The sequence below is a fragment of the Halomonas sp. DN3 genome, from assembly GCF_024137905.1.
Taxonomy (GTDB): domain Bacteria; phylum Pseudomonadota; class Gammaproteobacteria; order Pseudomonadales; family Halomonadaceae; genus Halomonas; species Halomonas litopenaei.
The window spans coordinates 4,480,506-4,497,835 of the sequence record NZ_CP099965.1 but is presented as its reverse complement, the minus strand read 5'-3'; the positions used below and the strand labels follow the sequence as shown (position 1 = coordinate 4,497,835).

Genomic DNA, 17,330 nt, shown 5'->3' with positions numbered 1-17,330 from the left:
TCAGTTCTCCTCAAGGCAGGGTATACGCCGCGGGTCGCCGTCCTGGCTTGATCCGCGGGGTTCTGCGTCACCCACGTCGCCGTGCGTCCTCGCCGCATTCCGTTCCAGGCGCTTTCTGCGCTTGACCCGGGGCGGACAGCGACGGTCGTCGTCGTAGGTGATCTGGCAGTCCAGGCAGTAGTGGCACTCCGAGGCCTCGATACGGCCGTCGGGATGGATGGCCACCAGCTCGCAGTCGTTGGCGCAGATCTGGCAGGGGGTGCCGCACTGGCCACGGTGCCGCCTGAGCCAGTCGAAAAGGCGCAGGCGACCGGCGATGGCCAGGCTCGCGCCCAGCGGGCAGACGTAGCGGCAGTAGGCCTTGTGCATGAAGGCCGAACTTGCGATCAGTGCCACGGCGTAGAGCACATAGCCCCAGTCGCGCAGGAAGTGCAGGGTGATGGCGGTCTTGAACGGCTCGACCTCGGCCAGCCGCTCCGCCTGTCCCAGGTCGTAGAAGGACACCCCGACCAGGCCAAACAGGATCAGATACTTCACCACCCACAGCCGCCGGTGCACGGCGAAGGGCAGCGTCAGTTGCGGCACCTTCAGGTGACGGGCGAGCTGGTTGACCAGGTCCTGCAGCGCACCGAAGGGGCACAGCCAGCCGCAGAAGATGCTGCGGCCCCACAGCACCAGGGTGACCGCCACGAAGACCCACAGCACGAACATCAGCGGGTCGATCAGGAAGGCCGACCAGCTGAAGCCATGGCTGGCGGAATGGATCAGCGCCAGCACATTGACCACCGAGAGCTGGGCCAGCGACACCCAGCCGATATAGACCAGGGTGTAGAGCAGGAAGGCCTTGCGCAGCGGGCGCAGCAGGCGCGGGCGACGCGCCAGGGCGTCCTGGAACGCCAGGATCAGTGACAGCGTCACCAGTCCAGCGCCAAGCCCGATCAGCTCTAGCCGACTCTGCTGCCACATCTCGAGCCACAGCGGGGCGGCTCCCACCGGCTCGGGACGCTCGATAAAGGCCTCGGGCAGCGCCTGGTCGAGATGAAAGCGGGTGAACTCCTGGGTCAGCGGTCCCGAGGCCCGGCGCACCAGCAGGTTCAGCCGCCAGGGCGTGCCCGGGTCGAAGTGGGCGCCCTCGTGGATCACGAAGATGTCGCGTTCGCCGAGTGCGGGGGCTCCGTCGATGGCCAGACGCGGCAGGCGGCGCTGGTCGCTGTCATGGAAGCTGATCGAGGCGTTGCCCTGGACCAGCTCGATACGATCGAAGATGCCGCCGCGCACGTAGCCCGACCCCTTGTAGGAAAAGCTGCCATCGGCGAGCAGGGCAACGGCGTGTTCGCCGGGGGCGAGGCTCGCCATCAACTGGTCGTAGCCGCGCTCGCCCAGCAGATTGCGGCCCACGCTCGGCGCATTGAGGTAGCCCAGGTAAAGATCGATGAAGGTGGCGTCGCGGGGCGGACGCTGGCCGCTCAGGTAGTGCTCCGCCGGGGTGCCGACGAAGGCGTCGTCGACCTCTCCCTGGCTCAGAGTCAGGTGACCCAGTGCCCCCTGGTCGAGCAGGCCCTGCCAGTCGGCGGGCGCGAACACCTCGTCACGCACACGGGCGATTGGCGCTGCCGCGGGGTCCTCGATCAGCCCCAGGGCGGCGGCGACCAGGCGTCCTGCTCGCATGATGGTGTCGTTGACCACGATGACGGTCACGGTGGCGCCGGAGATGGCATCGACGTCCTCTCCCACCTCCAGGCGCGACGTCACCGAGGTACCCAGGTGCTGGCCGGCGAAGTCGTCCAGGCGCTCTGACGGGATGCCGACCAGCATGATCGGCTCGGAATGATTGAGCACCTTGGCCAGGCGCAGGCTGGCGGAAGGATCGATGGCGATCAGCAGGTTGACCGGCTTGCCCGAGTAGGCGGGGATCGGCGCGACCTCGGCGCTCTCGAAGGCGTAGCCGACCAGTTCGTCGCCTCGGTAGAGCGCATTGACCGGCCACGGCAGGTCGGCCACCGGCTCTATTCTGTCGGTGCCGGGAAAGGCCTGCTGAAACAGCGCGAGGTCACCCTTGGCGCTGCCAAGGTCACCGGGATACTGATCGAATTCCAGCGCCAGGGCGGGCAGGCTCAAGCACATCGCCAACAGCACGACAAGCAGGCGCAGGGGAGAAGACCAGTGGCGGGGAAAATGGCGGGGGGCTTGGGTCATGGCATGACCTCGAGGCGCAAAGCGCCCCGAGGACGCTTCGCGCACCAGGGTAGGATCAGGGCGTCAGCGACGAGAAGTAGGCGGCGATGTCGGCGATATCCTGATCCGACAGGGCCGCTGCCTGGGGCGCCATGATGGCGGACATGCCACCACCGCGCTGACCCTCGCGATAGGCCTTGAGCGCGCTTTCCAGGTACGGAGCGTTCTGACCCGCCAGGTTGGGATAGATCGGTCCGGTGGCCTTGCCGTCGGTGCCATGGCAGGCGGCGCAGGCGCCGATCTTGGTTTCACCGGCGGCGGCGTCGCCGGCGGCCTGGGCGTTGAGACTGAACAGACAAGCGGCGCCAAGCGCGGCCAGGGGGATCCATTTCATGATGAGCGCTCCTCGGTCTTGGGGCGTGATACCTGACGCAAGCGGCGTGCTGCTTGGGTCAGGCATCACGGTTTGTGCGGGATGTCCCTTGGGACTCTCGAGTATTGGAGCGCTCAGCGACAATACCCTATGACGTTGGTCAACTTTAGGCGGGGAGAGGTACGTCTTCCGTACTATGCTTGATCGGGATCACTGGGATGGCAGGGGCATCATTGCGGTTGGCTCGCGTTTGCACTACCTCGGGCGAGCACACGCCCCCAGGGGCAAGCGCCGTGATGCCGCTGCCGTGATTTGATGCAGGTCATGTCTGGCTTCGTCTTGCCGGGACGTGCCGATTCGACGTGCGACAATGCCGACAGATGCCGCCGTCGGGCGGTCGTGTCACGAGGGGCCTTGTCGATGTCATCCGATGTTTTGCCGTTTCAGCGTGCGCTGGTCGAGAAGTACGACCGTCCAGGGCCGCGCTACACCTCCTATCCCACCGCGCCGCACTTCCACGACGGTTTCGGTGTCGCCGACTATCGCCAGGCGGTGGAGCGCAGCCAGCAGGGGGAGCCGAAGCCGCTGTCGGTCTACGTCCATGTGCCCTTCTGCGAAAGCCTCTGCTACTACTGTGCCTGCTCCAAGATCATTACCCACAATCGCGAGCGTGCCGCCGACTACCTGGCGCTGCTCAAGCGCGAGATCGCCCTGCAGGCGGCGCTGTTCGACGAGTCCCGGGAGCTCAACCAGCTGCACCTGGGGGGTGGTACCCCGACCTTTCTGTCCAATGACCAGCTCAAGGGGCTGATCGACGCCCTGGCGCGCCACTTCCGCTTCGCCCCGGAGCAGCGCCGGGAATTCTCGCTGGAGGTGGATCCGCGCACGGTGACCCCCGCCCAGATCCATGAACTGCGCGAGATGGGCTTCAATCGTCTGAGCTTCGGCGTCCAGGACTTCGATCCGCTGGTCCAGAAGGCGGTCAACCGCGTGCAGAGCGAGGCCCAGGTGGCAGCCCTGGTGGACGCCGCCCGGGACGCCGGCTTCGCCTCGGTGTCGGTGGACCTGATCTACGGGCTGCCGCTGCAGACCCGCGACAGCTTCGACGCCACCCTGGCCAAGGTGGTGGCGCTGAGACCCGACCGCATCGCCGCCTACAGCTACGCCCACCTGCCGTCGCTGTTCAAGGCCCAGCGGCTGATCCGCGACGAGGACATGCCGCCGCCCGGGCGCAAGCTCGAGTTGCTCGAGCTGACCATCGAGCGGCTGACCCAGGCGGGCTACGTCTATATCGGCATGGACCACTTTGCCCTGCCCGAGGACGAGCTCAGCCGAGCCCGTCACGACGGTACCCTGCAGCGTAATTTCCAGGGCTACTCGACCCACGCCCAGTGCGACATGATCGGGCTCGGGGTCACCTCCATCGGCAAGGTCGGCGACGCCTACAGCCAGAACGTCAAGACCACCGCCGAGTACGCCGAGCACCTCGAGGCCGGGCGGCTGCCGGTGTTGCGGGGCTATCGGTTGAGCGACGAAGACCAGCTGCGTGCCGAGCTGATCACCTCGCTGATGTGTCACGGCGAGGTGCGCTTCGCCGAGTTCGAGGCCCGTCACGCTATCGACTTCCGCACGCATTTCGCCAGCGCCCTCGACCGGCTCGACGAGATGCAGGCCGACGGCTTGATCGAGATCAAGCAGCAAGCGCTCAGGGTGCTGCCGGCGGGGCGCCTGATGATGCGCAACGTGGCCATGGCCTTCGATGCCTACCTGGTCCCCGGCAGCGGGCGCTTCTCGCGCACCGTCTAGCCGGCTCTATCGCGGCTGCCCCGGGGCGAGACGCCCGGGGTAGCCCGCGCTACCTTTCATGCGCCAAAGCCGAATTAACGATCGGGTCTTCCATGGCCCGATTTTTCGTTTATATTGTGCCGCCGGTCGAAAATTTTACTATATCTGGTAGGGTGCCCGAGCTTATCCGGAGCGCGCATCCGCCCCTTTACGACCCCGTTTATTTGCCGGTAACTTCATCGGAGACAAGCTTTCATGACCACATCCGCCAAGGCCGCCGCCCTGTCGCAGGAGGTTCCCATGCAGGGCCCCTCGTATGACATCTGGGACGCCAAGTATCGCTTGAAGGACCGCCACGGCCAGCCCGTCGACGCCGACCTTCAGGCCACCTGGGACCGCGTGGCCAAGGCGCTGGCCGCCGTCGAGGGCGACGCCGCCGACAAGTGGCTGCCGAAGTTTCGCTGGGCGCTGGAAAACGGCGCCGTGCCGGCAGGCCGGATCACCTCCAACGCCGGAGCCGAGGGCTACAAGCCTGCGGTCAGCCTGATCAACTGCACGGTATCGCGGACCATTCGCGACTCCATGCACGACATCCTCGACAGCGTGGTGGATGCGGGCATGACGCTCAAGGCCGGCTGCGGCATCGGCTACGAGTTCTCCACCCTGCGCCACAAGGGTGCCTTCGTGTTCGGCGCCGGTGCCGGCACCAACGGCCCCCTGGCGTTCATGGATATCTACGACAAGATGTGCTTTACGGTGGCCTCCGCCGGCGGCCGTCGTGGCGCCCAGATGGGCACCTTCGACGTCGGTCATCCCGACGTGCGCGACTTTATCGAGGCCAAGCGCGAGGCCGGTCGCCTGCGCCAGTTCAACCTGAGCCTGCTGATCACCGACGAGTTCATGGAAGCGGTGAAGCAGGACGCCGACTGGCCGCTGGCCTTCCCGCTGCACGAGGGCGAGAAGGGCGACGTCGATGACAGCGAGCTGATCTACCGCGACTGGCCAGTGATCGAGGACGGCTACACCCAGGACGCCGAAGGTCGCGTGGCCTGCCGCGTGGTCGAGGTGATCAAGGCCCGCGAGCTGTGGGACACCATCATGCGTTCCACCTACGACTACGCCGAGCCCGGGTTCATCCTGATCGACCAGGTCAATCGCATGAACAACAACTGGTTCTGCGAAGAGATCCGCGCCACCAACCCCTGTGGCGAGCAGCCGCTGCCGCCGGAGGGCGCCTGCCTGCTGGGATCGGTCAACCTGACCCGCTTCGTGATCGATCCGTTCGGCGACAAGCCGCGCTTCGACTGGGACAAGTACCGCGAAGTAGTGGCGATCTTCACCCGCATGCTCGACAACGTGGTCGAGATCAGCGGCCTGCCGCTGTCCGGCCAGCGTCGCGAGATCGAGGCCAAGCGCCGCCACGGCATGGGTTTCCTCGGCCTCGGCTCGACCATGACCATGCTCAAGATGCCCTATGGCTCGGCCGAGTCGCTGGGCTTCACCGAGGAAGTCAGCCGAGTGCTGGCCGTGGAGGGCTGGAAGCAGGCGCTGGAGCTGTCCCGCGAGAAGGGCATGGCCCCGATCCTCGAGCAGGAGTTCGAGCTGACGCCGAAGATGCTGCGCGAGCGCCCCGAGCTCGGCCGCGACGGCTACGAGGTCGGCGACAAGGTGCCCGGGCGCATCCTGCACGCCCGCTACAGCCGCTATATGCAGAAGATCGCCGAGGTCGAGCCGCAGCTGGTGGCGGAGCTGGCCGAGCACGGCGCGCGCTTCACCCACCACTCGTCGATCGCTCCTACCGGGACGATCAGCCTGTCGCTGGGCAACAACGCCTCCAACGGCATCGAGCCGTCGTTCTCCCATCGCTACTTCCGTAACGTGATCCAGGCCGGCAAGAAGACCAAGGAGCAGGTCGAGGTGGTGTCCTTCGAGCTTGCCGCTTACCGTCACTTCATGCACGCCGACGCGGTGGAAAGCGACCTGCCCGAGTACTTCATCACCGCCGACGCGGTGACCCCCAAGCAGCACGTGGCGGTGCAGGCCGCGGCCCAGGCCTGGGTCGACTCGGCGATCTCCAAGACCGTCAACGTGCCCACCGACTTTGCCTTCGAGGCGTTCAAGGACCTGTACCTGGACGCCTACCAGAGCCGTCTCAAGGGCTGCACCACCTTCCGCTTCAACCCGGAGGCCTTCCAGGGCGTGCTGGTGCGCGAGGATGACCTCAAGAACACCACCTACGTGTTCGAGCTGGAGAACGGCGAGACCCTCGAGCTCAAGGGCGACGAGACGGTGATCTACGACGGCGAGGAACACAACGCCGCCAACCTCTACGACGGCTTGAAGGAGGGGACCTATGGCAAGTGGTAATCGGACCAGCGGCGAGCCGCAATATCATGCCTGGGTCGTGAGCGTGTCACGCCCGCATCATCTTTCTGGAGGAGCCCGCTGATGGCTGTCGAAATCAATTCCAAGATCGTGGGCTACCGCGTCAAGAGCGAAGAGGCCGCCCCGGCGCCGGCCCCGCTGCCCGAGGAAAACCCGCTGACCATGCGCATCCCCTCGCGCCCCGAGGGAACGCTGGAGGCGGTGTCCGAGAAGATCTCCTACGTCGGCGCCGAAGGCCGCAAGAAGGTCTACCTGCTGGTGTCCTTCATGCCGGTGGAAGGCGTGCTCAACGGCCAGCGGGTGATCATCGAGCGCCCGGTGGAGTTCTTCTTCCCCTCCGGCCAGCTGTCCAGCGAGCACCAGTGGATCACCGCCACCATGCGCAGCCTGTCGCTGGCGGCCCGCGGCGGCTACGTCACCCAGGCGGTGGCGGATCTGCGCAAGGTGGCCTGGGACAAGGGCCTGGTGCGCTGCGGCATGAACCGCTGGAACAAGCCGATGTTCCACGACTCCGAGGTCGCCGCCATCGCCTGGTCGATCCAGCAGATCCTCTACCGTCGCGGCTTCCTCGACATCGACGGCAACCAGGTTCCGGTGGAGGAACTGGTCAGCCGTTACGCCCGACGCCAGGCCTCCGGCCACGGCTGGTACCCCGCCGAGGTCGAGGACGAGACCCCGAGCGGCGCGGTCGAGCCGCTGGATGGCAAGCCCGCCGAGTCCGCCGCCGAAGGCGCCGGCCCCGCCGTGGTCGGCAACTGCCCCGAGTGTCGCGGCGAGCTGATCATGATGGACGGCTGCCCCACCTGCTACGCCGGCTGCGGCTGGTCGAAGTGTGGCTAGTCGACGTTTGGTTGGAACGCACGACTAGAGTGCGTGGCTAGAAAGCACGGCTGGCGCGCGAATAAGCCAGCGTCACAACGATGGGCCCTTCGGGGCCCATCGTTGTGTCTGGAGGGGTGGTTTTCGTTCAGCCAGCGTCGTGACAGCAGGCGCTATGACGCCCCAGGCGGCTGAGCCTGGCCGGAGCGGGTGATGTTGTAGACGGGGTGGCCGCAGGGGCAGTGGTGGTTGATGAACCGGCTGCGGAAAAAACGGATGTCGAACTCCCGGACGTAGCTGGTCTTGTGGGCGGCCAGCACGATGTCAAAGGCGTAGTCGCGGTGGGCCTCGCCCCGACTCTGGGCGTCCAGGTAGGGCGTGTAGTCGGTGGTGATATGCAACTGGAGATGGGCTTCGCACAGGTGCCCGGTGAAGTAGGGCAACACACGTATCTGGCTTTCCTCCTTGGGCGCCGAGGGTTCGGGCATGCCAGTCACGTTGCCGATGATCACCTTGCGAGAATCCAGCACGAACATGCAGAGGCCGCTGCCGGTGCCAAGCAGGCTGCCAAGGTAGAGGGTTTCGGCATGGTCACCCTCTATCAGCTTGCGCATGGCGTGGACGGTGAAGCGATAGCTCTGCCAGTGGCACCACTGTGCTGCTCGTTGCAGTCGGTGATAGACACTAGCCCCGACGCTGCGACGCGCAAACCCGGCCAGGCGCTGGCGCAGACGGGATTGGCCCAGATAGAAGGCATAGTACCAGGCCACCAGTTTCGTAAACGCCAGGCAGATGATCGCAATAGTGAGGGTAACCAGCGACGCCTGAAGGAAGGGCTCGCCGAAGGGCTCGCCTTGGGTGTCTGGGTAGGCGTAAGGAGAAGCGGAGGGGGCAGAGAAAGCGTGCAGGAGGTAAAGCACAGCGAAGACCGGGAGGGCGGCCCCAAAGCCGGCGATGGCGCTGCGCAAGGTCAGCTGTTGTCCGTTGGCACGAATGACGTAGCGTCGCCAGGAAGGGATCGAATGGCATAGCAGAAAGCCGGCCACCAGCAGGACGAAAGGTGGCAGCAGCTTGATGCCGCTCATTCCGGCTTGCTGTCCCTGCGATCGAGGCTGCGGCGAAGGGCTCTGACGTTGCTCTTGACCTTGCGCGACCGCACCAGCTCGGCGCTGTCCACGGAGACGGCGCCGCGATGCGATATCTTCATGCTACGCAGGTGGCCACCCTCTTTGGCCTTGAGGTAGCCTTCGAAGCTGGTTTCGATGGACATCGTTGCTCCTTTTCCGCTTGTGAACTTGATGCTCTGCGGAACCTGGGTGAAGCCAAGGGGCCGAACCCGATGATGTCCGCAGTGTAGCAGAGTTCCCATTTCGACCCCGGCATTTGGCTGTGTCAGAGCGTTCAACGAGCGCTACACCAGAGGGCTTGATGGGCGTCATGAACCGAGGGCGACGGGATCGCTAGCATGACCCGGCGGCGTCGTGCCGCTTGACCAGGAACCCGTCATGTCGCTGTCGCCGCTCGGCTCGCTGTCGTTGCCTTCTCTTGCCCTTCCTGCCTTGCCCACCCTTTCTTCGCTGCCGTCGTCGTTGACCTCTGGCGCCTTGACCCGGGTGCCCCATCGTCTGCATCTGTCACTGATGCGCCGTCTCGGCCCGCTGCCCCTGCCGCTGTTGCGCACGAGTCTCGAGCCCTGGCTCAACCGCACCCTGGCCGAGCCACTGGCCGACGGTGAGTTCGACGTGCTTGAAGGGCGCCGGGTGTGTCTGTCCATCGATGATCTGGCGCTGGCGGTCACCCTGACCCTCACGCACGGTCGCCTGCAGGTCACCGACGCGCCCTGGGAGGTGAAGGTGGCGGGGGGCTGGCGCGAGTTCGCCTGCCTGGCCAGCCGCGAGGAAGACCCGGACAGCCTGTTCTTCCAGCGCCGGCTGTGCCTGGAGGGTGATACCGAACTGGGGCTGACGGTGAAGAACCTGCTGGATGGCCAGGAAATGGAACTGCTGCATCCCTACCTGCTCGAGGCGCTGGGTCAGCTGCAGCGCTGGCTGCCCCGCCGGGCCTAGGCGCCTGGTTACCGCCTGCTGGTTGTCGGGGTGAGCCATCTAGCGCAGGAGGCCGGCGAACCGGCCTCCTGAGTGAGGTGGCGTGGGAGGGAAGGGGCTCCTAGTCTTCCAGCACCGGTGCCAGATCCATCCCTGCCTGGCCGTGCCAATAGCCATTGCACAGCTCGGCGTCGACCAGCGCCAGCGGCGAGGGTGCCGGGTAGCGTCCCTGGCGGGCCAGGTCGAAGTCCGCCACCACTTCATCCATCCCCTCTGAACGCGGACTCAGCCGGGCCGTGGTGACGCCCATCGCGGCCATCTCGGCAAGCTCGTGGCGCAGGTCCTGACAGGCCCCGGACAGGGTCTGGATGCCGTTCAGGGTGAACAGTCGACGGCTGTCGTCCTGGGTGGTCAGCGACAGCCCTTCCGGATAGTCCTGGCAGACGAACTGGCAGCGATCCTTGGGGTGCTGGTGGTGGCGCGCGGTAAAGCAGCGTGACGACCAGGCCAGAGGCAGGTGGCCGTAGGCCAGCACCTCGCAGTCCAGCGCCAGTCCCGCCTCGCGGGCGTCAGACAGCAGCCGGGCCAGGTCGGCGCCGGGCAACTCCACCGGGGCGACGAAGCGGAACATGCCAGCGCGCTTGAGGATCTCCAGGGTCGGCACATTGTAGAGGTTGAGCGCCGGGCCGCCGACGAAGGGCAGGCCCGCCTCGGACAGCCGGTGCACCGCGCTCATGTCGTTGGCCTCGACCAGGAAGTCGCCGTTGTCGCACAGCCTGGTCAGGTCACGCAGGTCGGCGTTGGACTCGATCAGGGTCTGCGAGCCGAGGATCACCTGCTTGCCGGCGGCGGCGAGCTGGTGGCCGATCTCCAGCCAGTCGGCGAGCTTCATGTCGCGCCGCCGGGAGCACACGGTCTCGCCCAGGGTGACGCTGGTCAGCGGCCAGTGGCAGGCCTGTTCATAAAAGGCGAAGTAGCGCTCGCGGGTCCAGTAGAAGGATACCGGGCCAAGGCTCAATTCCAGTGAAGCAGCGGTCATCTCGCCTCCTGTCATTTCCAGTCGCGCTCGTAGGCGCCGAGGGTGTGGGTGGAGCCTTCGGCCAGCGGCGCCAGGGCGGCGCTCCAGTCGGCCTGGGGGCGGTAGTCGTCGCCGGCCTGGTCCAGATGGTCCAGCGCCTGGCGCCACACTCGGGTGACGCTGGCCACATAGGCCGGACTGCGCTGGCGACCCTCGATCTTGATCGCCTTGATGCCCAGTGACGCCAGCTGGGGCAGCAGATCCAGGGTGTTGAGGCTGGTCGGCGCCTCGATGGCGTGGCCGATATCGCCCTCGACGTTGAAGCGTCCCTTGCACAGGGTCGGGTAGCCGGCCTGTTCGTCGGCGCGGTAGCGGTCGATCAACACGCCGTTCAGGCGCGACTCGCGTCCGCTGGCGGTCTCCTCCCAGCGCACGTGGGCCGCCGGCGAACACACGCCGTGGGTGTTGGGCGACTCGCCGGTCAGGTAGGACGACAGATAGCAGCGGCCCTCGGCCATGATGCACAGGCTGCCGAAGGCGAACACCTCGAGCTCCACCGGGCTGTGGCGGGCCAGGTCGCGCACCTGGTGGATCGACAGCACCCTGGGCAGCACCGCACGACGGATGCCGAACTCGCGGTGGTAGAAGGCCAGCGCCTCGTGGCTGGTGGCGGAGCCTTGCACCGACAGGTGGCGGGGGATGTCCGGGTGGCGTTCGGCGGCGTAGGCCAGGAGGCCCGGGTCGGCCAGGATCAGGGCGTCGACCTGAAGCGAAGCCGCCTGGTCCACCGCCGCGCGCCACTGGGCCAGGCTCGACTGCTGCGGGTAGGTATTGATCGCGCAGAACACCCGGCAGCCCCGGGCGTGGGCGTAGTCGATACCCTCGCGGGCGCGCTTGTCGGTGAAGTTCAGCCCGGCGAACTGGCGGGCGTTGGTGGCGTTCTGAAAGCCGAAGTAGACCGCGTTGGCGCCCTCGTCCACGGCGCGCTTCAAAGCGGGCAGGCTACCCGCAGGACAGACCAGTTCCATGTCGATCTCCGAGCGAAGAGAGGCGCCATGCTAGCCCCGCCCGGACACCGCCGGCTTGATGCGTATCAGTGTCCGCCAATGAAGTACGGGATGGAGCGAAGGGATGACGCGCTGCACCGGGGCCGGGTGTGGATAACCTGGCGATGGCGGGGGTCCGAGTTGCGGGCCAGGCGTGCAGATAAAAGGCGGGGATGAACGTGTGAGTCGTTCTGTGGATAACCCTGTGTGGCACCTTGTGAAAAGCGGTGGGCAGGCGGTGCAGGGGCTGTGGGCAGCGGTGTATAAGTCGCCTGTCAGTGGTGGATCAGCGGCTCGCTCGCTGTGGTAAACGAAAACGGGCCCCGCAGGGCCCGTGGTCTTCTTGCCGGTGCCTACTGACCGCCGGAGGGGAAGTGGAACTCCGCCTGGGTGGTCTCGAAGGGCGAGGGCCAGCGCTGTGACACCGCCTTGCGACGGGTGTAGAAGCGCACCGCGTCAGGGCCGTAGGCGTGCAGGTCGCCGAACAGCGAACGCTTCCAGCCGCCGAAGCTGTGGCTGGCCACCGGCACCGGCAGCGGCACGTTGATACCCACCATGCCGACCTCGATGGCGTCGGTGAAGCGGCGCGCCGCCTCGCCGTCACGGGTGAACAGGCAGGTGCCGTTGCCGTACTCGTGGGCGTTGGTCAGGGCGATGGCCTCATCGAGGCTGTCGACACGCACCACGCACAGCACCGGGCCGAAGATCTCCTCGCGGTAGATGGTCATCTCCGGGGTGACCCGGTCGAACAGGCAGCCGCCGACGAAGAAGCCGTTCTCGTGGCCCGGGACCACCAGCTCGCGGCCGTCGGCCACCAGGGTGGCCCCTTCCTGCACGCCCTTCTCGATATAGCCGAGCACCTTGTCGCGATGCTGGGCGGTGACCAGGGCGCCCATGTCCAGGCCCTTGTCGGTGCCGGGGCCGATCTTCAGCGCGGCGATCTTGGGGCCCATGGCCTCGATCAGACGGTCGGCGGTGTCATCGCCGACGCATACCGCCACCGAGATCGCCATGCAGCGCTCGCCGGCGCTGCCGTAGGCGGCCCCCATCAGGGTGTTGGCGGCGTTGTCGATATCGGCGTCGGCCAGCACCACGGCGTGGTTCTTGGCGCCACCGAGGGCCTGCACCCGCTTGCCGCTCTCGGCGCCACGTCGGTAGATGGTTTCGGCGATGGGGGTCGAGCCGACGAAGGACACGGCCTTGACCTCGGGGGCGTCGAGCAGCGCCTCGACGGTCTCGCGGCCGCCCTGGACCACGTTCATGATTCCCTGGGGCAGGCCGGCTTCCTCGAGCAGGCGGGCGACCGCCAGGGCGGCGGACGGGTCCTTCTCGGAGGGCTTGAGCACGAAGGCGTTGCCGCAGGCGATGGCCATCGGGTACATCCACAGTGGCACCATCGCCGGGAAGTTGAACGGGGTGATGCCGGCCACCACGCCCAGCGGCTGGAAGTTGGAGAAGGCGTCGATGGACGGCCCCACGTTGTGGGAGTACTCACCCTTGAGCAGCTCCGGCACGCCGCAGGCGTACTCGACGTTCTCGATGCCGCGCTTGAGCTCGCCCATGGCGTCCTCGAGGGTCTTGCCGTGCTCCTCGCTGATCAGCTGCACCAGACGATCGGCGTCACGCTCCAGCAACGCCTTGAAACGGTACATCACCTGGGCGCGCTTGGCCGGCGGGGTATCGCGCCAGGCCGGGAAGGCCGCCTGGGCGGCGTCGATGGCGGCCTTGACGGTGTCGGCGTCGCCGTCGGCGACCTGGCGAATGGTCTCGCCGGTGGCCGGGTTGGTGACCGGCAGGTGGCGGCCGGCCTCGAGATCCTGACCATTGATCCAGTGATTGACGTTGTCCATCGAGGGTCCTCAAGTGTCGCGATGGCGGACGGGCATGGCCCGTCCGCGCTGTGGATAATGCTGTGAACAGTGGGTGTAAAGGTTGTCCACAGGCTGTCGGTTTCAGGTGGATAAGCCGGGCGCTCGGTGCCGGGAAGCGGGCTCAGGCAAGCGGTCTTGGTCGAGCGGACTTAGTCAAGCGGACCTAGTCGAGCCGGTCGAGGGTCTCGGCGACGGCGTCGAACAGGCGCTCGAGCTCGGCCTCGGTGGTGGCGAAGGGAGGGCCGAACTGCAGGGTGTCGCCGCCGAAGCGCACATAGAAGCCGGCCTCCCACAGCGCCAGGTGAGCGTCGCGCGGGCGGATGGCCGGATCGCCGTCGCGCGGGGCCAGCTGGATCGCCCCGGCCAGGCCGAAGTTGCGGATGTCGACCACATGGGAGCGGCCCTTCAAGGCGTGGAGGCGATCCTCGAAGGCCGGGGCGATGGCCCTGACCTGGGCCGGGAAGTCCTCGCGCTCGAGCAGGTCCAGCGCGGCCAGGGCGGCGGCGCAGGCCACCGGATGTCCGCTGTAGGTGTAGCCGTGGGGAAATTCGATGGCGTGCCCCGGGCCGCCGGCGTGCATGAAGGTGTCATGGATCTCGCCAGAGGCGATCACCGCACCCATCGGCACGCAGCCGTTGGTGATCTGCTTGGCCACCGTCATCAGATCCGGTGTGACGCCGAAGGCCTCGGCGCCGGTGCGCGCGCCGCTGCGACCGAAGGCGGTGATCACCTCGTCGAAGATCAACAGGATGTCGTGGGCCGAGCAGATCTCGCGCAGCCGCTCGAGGTAGCCCTTGGGCGGCACGATGACCCCGGCGGAGCCGGACATCGGCTCGACGATCACCGCGGCGATGTTGGAGGCGTCGTGCAGGGCGATCTGCTCGAGCAGCGCATCGGCAAGCTCGGCCCCGGTCTCGGCCTGGCCCCGGGTGAAGGCCTGGTTCGGCTGCAGGGTGTGGGGCAGGTGGCTCGAGTCCAGCAACTGGCCGAAGTGCTTGCGGTTGCCGCCGATGCCGCCAAGGCTGGTGCCGCCGATGTTGACCCCGTGGTAGCCCTTGGCGCGGCCGATCATGCGGGTCTTTTCCGGGCGGCCCTTGAGCCGCCAGTAGGCCTTGGCCATCTTCAGCGCGGTATCGGCGGACTCGGAGCCGGAATCGGTGAAGAACACATGGTCGAGCCCCGTCGGGGTCAGGCTCGCGACCTTCTCGGCCAGCTTGAAGGCCAGCGGATGGGACACTTGAAAGCTCGGCGCAAAGTCGAGACTGCCGAGCTGGTGGGCCACCGCCTCGCGGATCTCTTCACGGTTGTGCCCGGCGCCGCTGGTCCACAGACCCGACAGCGAATCGAACACCCGGCGGCCGCGGTCGTCGATGAAGTAGCGGCCCTCGGCGCCCTGGATCATCCGCGGGTGCTGGTGGAAGTCCTGGTGGGCGGTGAACGGCATCCAGTAGTGATGGTTGAGCCCGGCCCCCGCAGGGCGCTCGGCGTGGGCATCGGGACGGGTATCGAGGGTGTCGAAGGTCAGCATGGCGAGTCTCCAGTCAGGGGCCGCAGGGCGGGCATGGACTCAGCATGGACAGGGCTTCAGGTTTGTAAAATCACTCTTTGTTGTCGTTCACGTGAGTAAAGATAAACGTTTAGTGTCGTCGATTTCTTTTCTTGACCAATTCACGCAACGGGTCTAATCCTTATATTTATTCGAATAAATGACCGAGGCGATCCGTGCCGACTTCCTTTCCCCAGCGCCGACAGAAGCTCGCGGACCTGATCTGCGAGGACATCAAGCAGAAGATCGTGATGGAGAACCTGTCGCCGGGTGACCGCCTGCCCAACGAGAAGGCCCTGATGGAGCGCTATGAATGCGCCAAGGGCACCATTCGCGAGGCGCTGCGGGTGCTCGAGGTGGAAGGCCTGGTCGCGCTCAAGACCGGCCCCGGTGGCGGCGCCATCATCCGCGAGGTGACCGTCGATCCGGCCTGCCGCGCGCTGCGCAACTTTCTGCACTTCCAGCACGTGGACGGTAGCCAGGTCTATCAGCTGCGGCGGATGGTGGAGGTCGAGGTGGCGGTCTCGGCCATGGACCGGCTCGATGCGGCGGGGTTGACCCGGCTGCGGGACAACATCGATCAGTGCCAGCGCCCCCATGAGGACGAACTCAGCCAGCGCCAGCACCGCATGCTGGAGCTCGAGTTTCACAACATCCTGGCCGAGTACTGCCCCAATCCGCTGCTGCGCTTCATGAGCACCTTCCTCAACGACCTGCTGCGCGACCTGGTCGTCATCAAGAAGGCCTACAAGCCAGAACGCCACGCCTTCGATGAATCGAACATCCGCTATCACATCGCCCTGCTGGAGGCCTTCGAGGCCAGCGACCGCGAGGCGGTGCGCCGCCTGATGTACGAGCACATGTGTGACGCCGAGCACCATATGTCGGCCCTGGAGGGCGAGATGGCCAAGCAGTTCCTGGTCTCACCTGACGCCCTCGGCGAGGCGGGCGGCTAGCCTCCTGGCCCCCGACCTGCGGCAAACCAACCAACAATGACAACAACTGCCACCCCACGCCAGCGACCCCTCATCCACTCCGATGACGTCGAAAAAAGAGGAATAACAATGACTGTGCGCAAGACCTCCCTGATGCTTTCCGCCCTGGCCCTTGGCCTGGCGACCCAGCCGCTGCTGGCCCAGGATCAACAGCCGCTCACCTTCTACGGGGTGAAGTCCCTCTCCGGTGCCTTCGCCAGCTACGGCAAGTACGCCGAGATGGGCTCCCGGCTGGCGGTGGAAGAGGCCCGAGAAACCCTCGGCCGCGATATCGAGTACGTCAGCCTGGACACCGAGGGCAACGCCGGCCGCGCCATCCGCAAGGTGCAGGAAGCGATCAACCAGGACGGCGGGCGACTGTTCAACGGTGCCACCCTGTCATCCACGGCGCTGGCGGTGGGCAAGGAAGTCGCCGGCGTCGAGGGCGTGTTCATGACCCCCGCCGGCGCCGACGAGCTGACCGGCAGCGAGTGCAACGCCTCCACCTTCCGCTGGTCGGTGCCGACCTACGGGGCCATCCGCGAGACCCTGGTGCCGCTGATCGAGGCGCTACCCGAGGCCAAGCGCTTCTACACCATCACCCCCGAGTACGTCTTCGGCGAGGCGCTGCTGGACAACGCCAAGGCGGTGTTCGAGGAGTACGGCGTCGAGCACGTCGGCAACAGCTATCACTCGCTGCAGGAGCAGGAGTTCTCCGGCTACCTGACCAACGCCATGTCGGCGGCGCCGGACGTGCTGGTGCTGTTGAACTTCGGCTCCCAGTCCTCCAACGCCCTGCGCCAGGCGCGCAACTTCGGCCTCAACGAGCAGATGGACATCCTGATGGTGTGGTCGGCGGGCCTCGACCAGTTCGAGGAACTCGGCGCTGCCAACGTCGACGGCATCTACTTCGGCGCCCAGTACTGGCACGAGGTCGACACCCCCTTCAACCAGCAGCTGGTGGCCTCGGTACGCGAGGCCTACGACATCACTCCGACCTATCCCCTGGCCGCCGACTACACCATGACCCGCGTGATGCTTGAAGTGGCCGACGCCAGCGGGGCCAGCGAAGGTCCGACGCTGATCGAGGCGCTGGAAGGCTACACCTACCAGGGCCCCACCGGTGAGGAGACCATCCGCGCCTCCGACCATCAGGTGATCAAGGACTACTACCTGCTCAAGGGCAAGGCCGAGGGCGAAATGGAAGACCCCGACGACTACGCCGACGTGATCAGCGCCGGGCGCTCCTTCGTCACCCCTGAGGACTCGCCCTGCCAGCTGTAAGGCTGTCAG

At 66.4% G+C, this 17,330-nt stretch carries 14 protein-coding genes; 6 read left to right on the top strand and 8 right to left on the bottom strand.

The annotated features are described in order from the left end of the window. Together NKF27_RS19515 and NKF27_RS19510 are read right to left on the bottom strand one after the other, a co-directional pair. Positions 1–2,196: a NosR/NirI family protein gene (locus NKF27_RS19515; RefSeq protein WP_253554422.1), complete on the bottom strand. Its 2,196-nt coding sequence runs from the start codon at positions 2,194–2,196 to the stop codon at positions 1–3. 55 nt (positions 2,197–2,251) lie between these two features. Next, positions 2,252–2,569, bottom strand: a complete 318-nt coding sequence (locus tag NKF27_RS19510) for a cytochrome c (protein ID WP_045993538.1) — start codon at positions 2,567–2,569, stop codon at positions 2,252–2,254. A gap of 399 nt (positions 2,570–2,968) precedes the next feature. On the opposite strand from NKF27_RS19510, the gene hemN reads away from it, so the two are divergent. The 3 genes from hemN (at position 2,969) to NKF27_RS19495 (ending at position 7,558) form a co-directional block, all read left to right on the top strand. Beyond that, positions 2,969–4,354: an oxygen-independent coproporphyrinogen III oxidase gene (gene hemN / locus NKF27_RS19505; RefSeq protein WP_253554419.1), complete on the top strand. Its 1,386-nt coding sequence runs from the start codon at positions 2,969–2,971 to the stop codon at positions 4,352–4,354. A 234-nt stretch (positions 4,355–4,588) separates the two neighbouring features. Beyond that, positions 4,589–6,700, top strand: coding sequence for an adenosylcobalamin-dependent ribonucleoside-diphosphate reductase (locus tag NKF27_RS19500; protein WP_253554416.1), 2,112 nt, complete (start codon positions 4,589–4,591; stop codon positions 6,698–6,700). Positions 6,701–6,781: 81 nt separating this feature from the next. After that, positions 6,782–7,558 carry a ribonucleoside-diphosphate reductase gene (locus NKF27_RS19495; protein ID WP_253554414.1) on the top strand — a complete coding sequence of 259 codons (777 nt, stop codon included), beginning with the start codon at positions 6,782–6,784 and terminating at the stop codon, positions 7,556–7,558. Positions 7,559–7,710: 152 nt separating this feature from the next. Here the strand turns inward: NKF27_RS19495 and NKF27_RS19490 are convergent, their stop codons facing one another. Together NKF27_RS19490 and NKF27_RS19485 are read right to left on the bottom strand one after the other, a co-directional pair. Further along, a complete protein-coding gene (locus NKF27_RS19490) occupies positions 7,711–8,622 on the bottom strand; it encodes a hypothetical protein (protein ID WP_253554413.1) in 912 nt (303 codons plus the stop codon). Beyond that, a complete protein-coding gene (locus NKF27_RS19485) occupies positions 8,619–8,807 on the bottom strand; it encodes a hypothetical protein (protein WP_045993533.1) in 189 nt (62 codons plus the stop codon). The genes NKF27_RS19490 and NKF27_RS19485 overlap by 4 nt, the downstream gene beginning before the upstream one ends. 235 nt (positions 8,808–9,042) lie before the next feature. On the opposite strand from NKF27_RS19485, the gene NKF27_RS19480 reads away from it, so the two are divergent. Further along, the gene (locus NKF27_RS19480) at positions 9,043–9,603 is read left to right on the top strand and encodes an SCP2 domain-containing protein (RefSeq protein WP_253554411.1); all 561 of its coding nucleotides are present in this window, start codon (positions 9,043–9,045) and stop codon (positions 9,601–9,603) included. A 100-nt stretch (positions 9,604–9,703) separates the two neighbouring features. Here the strand turns inward: NKF27_RS19480 and NKF27_RS19475 are convergent, their stop codons facing one another. The 4 genes from NKF27_RS19475 to NKF27_RS19460 all read right to left on the bottom strand — a co-directional run bounded on the left by NKF27_RS19475 (position 9,704) and on the right by NKF27_RS19460 (position 14,961). Further along, positions 9,704–10,621: a U32 family peptidase gene (locus NKF27_RS19475; RefSeq protein WP_253554409.1), complete on the bottom strand. Its 918-nt coding sequence runs from the start codon at positions 10,619–10,621 to the stop codon at positions 9,704–9,706. Positions 10,622–10,632: 11 nt separating this feature from the next. Next, complete coding sequence (locus NKF27_RS19470; RefSeq protein ID WP_253554406.1) at positions 10,633–11,628, bottom strand: peptidase U32 family protein; 996 nt, start codon at positions 11,626–11,628, stop codon at positions 10,633–10,635. A 371-nt stretch (positions 11,629–11,999) separates the two neighbouring features. Beyond that, entirely contained in the window at positions 12,000–13,496 is a 1,497-nt protein-coding gene (locus tag NKF27_RS19465) for a CoA-acylating methylmalonate-semialdehyde dehydrogenase (protein WP_108132109.1), read from the bottom strand. Between the two features lie 184 nt (positions 13,497–13,680). Further along, a complete protein-coding gene (locus NKF27_RS19460; RefSeq protein ID WP_239452573.1) occupies positions 13,681–14,961 on the bottom strand; it encodes an aminotransferase class III-fold pyridoxal phosphate-dependent enzyme in 1,281 nt (426 codons plus the stop codon). Between the two features lie 278 nt (positions 14,962–15,239). On the opposite strand from NKF27_RS19460, the gene NKF27_RS19455 reads away from it, so the two are divergent. Both NKF27_RS19455 and NKF27_RS19450 read left to right on the top strand, forming a co-directional pair. Beyond that, positions 15,240–16,019 carry a FadR/GntR family transcriptional regulator gene (locus NKF27_RS19455; RefSeq protein WP_231498582.1) on the top strand — a complete coding sequence of 260 codons (780 nt, stop codon included), beginning with the start codon at positions 15,240–15,242 and terminating at the stop codon, positions 16,017–16,019. A 108-nt stretch (positions 16,020–16,127) separates the two neighbouring features. Next, positions 16,128–17,321 carry an ABC transporter substrate-binding protein gene (locus NKF27_RS19450; protein ID WP_108132111.1) on the top strand — a complete coding sequence of 398 codons (1,194 nt, stop codon included), beginning with the start codon at positions 16,128–16,130 and terminating at the stop codon, positions 17,319–17,321. The last annotated feature ends 9 nt before the right edge of the window (positions 17,322–17,330 follow it).

What these genes read in the sequence shown, in the direction of transcription:
- NKF27_RS19515 (WP_253554422.1), bottom strand. Translation starts at nt 2,196, where the DNA reads ATGACCCAAGCCCCCCGCCATTTTCCCCGCCACTGGTCTTCTCCCCTG.
- NKF27_RS19510 (WP_045993538.1), bottom strand. Translation starts at nt 2,569, where the DNA reads ATGAAATGGATCCCCCTGGCCGCGCTTGGCGCCGCTTGTCTGTTCAGT.
- hemN (WP_253554419.1), top strand. Translation starts at nt 2,969, where the DNA reads ATGTCATCCGATGTTTTGCCGTTTCAGCGTGCGCTGGTCGAGAAGTAC.
- NKF27_RS19500 (WP_253554416.1), top strand. Translation starts at nt 4,589, where the DNA reads ATGACCACATCCGCCAAGGCCGCCGCCCTGTCGCAGGAGGTTCCCATG.
- NKF27_RS19495 (WP_253554414.1), top strand. Translation starts at nt 6,782, where the DNA reads ATGGCTGTCGAAATCAATTCCAAGATCGTGGGCTACCGCGTCAAGAGC.
- NKF27_RS19490 (WP_253554413.1), bottom strand. Translation starts at nt 8,622, where the DNA reads ATGAGCGGCATCAAGCTGCTGCCACCTTTCGTCCTGCTGGTGGCCGGC.
- NKF27_RS19485 (WP_045993533.1), bottom strand. Translation starts at nt 8,807, where the DNA reads ATGTCCATCGAAACCAGCTTCGAAGGCTACCTCAAGGCCAAAGAGGGT.
- NKF27_RS19480 (WP_253554411.1), top strand. Translation starts at nt 9,043, where the DNA reads ATGTCGCTGTCGCCGCTCGGCTCGCTGTCGTTGCCTTCTCTTGCCCTT.
- NKF27_RS19475 (WP_253554409.1), bottom strand. Translation starts at nt 10,621, where the DNA reads ATGACCGCTGCTTCACTGGAATTGAGCCTTGGCCCGGTATCCTTCTAC.
- NKF27_RS19470 (WP_253554406.1), bottom strand. Translation starts at nt 11,628, where the DNA reads ATGGAACTGGTCTGTCCTGCGGGTAGCCTGCCCGCTTTGAAGCGCGCC.
- NKF27_RS19465 (WP_108132109.1), bottom strand. Translation starts at nt 13,496, where the DNA reads ATGGACAACGTCAATCACTGGATCAATGGTCAGGATCTCGAGGCCGGC.
- NKF27_RS19460 (WP_239452573.1), bottom strand. Translation starts at nt 14,961, where the DNA reads ATGCCGTTCACCGCCCACCAGGACTTCCACCAGCACCCGCGGATGATC.
- NKF27_RS19450 (WP_108132111.1), top strand. Translation starts at nt 16,128, where the DNA reads ATGACTGTGCGCAAGACCTCCCTGATGCTTTCCGCCCTGGCCCTTGGC.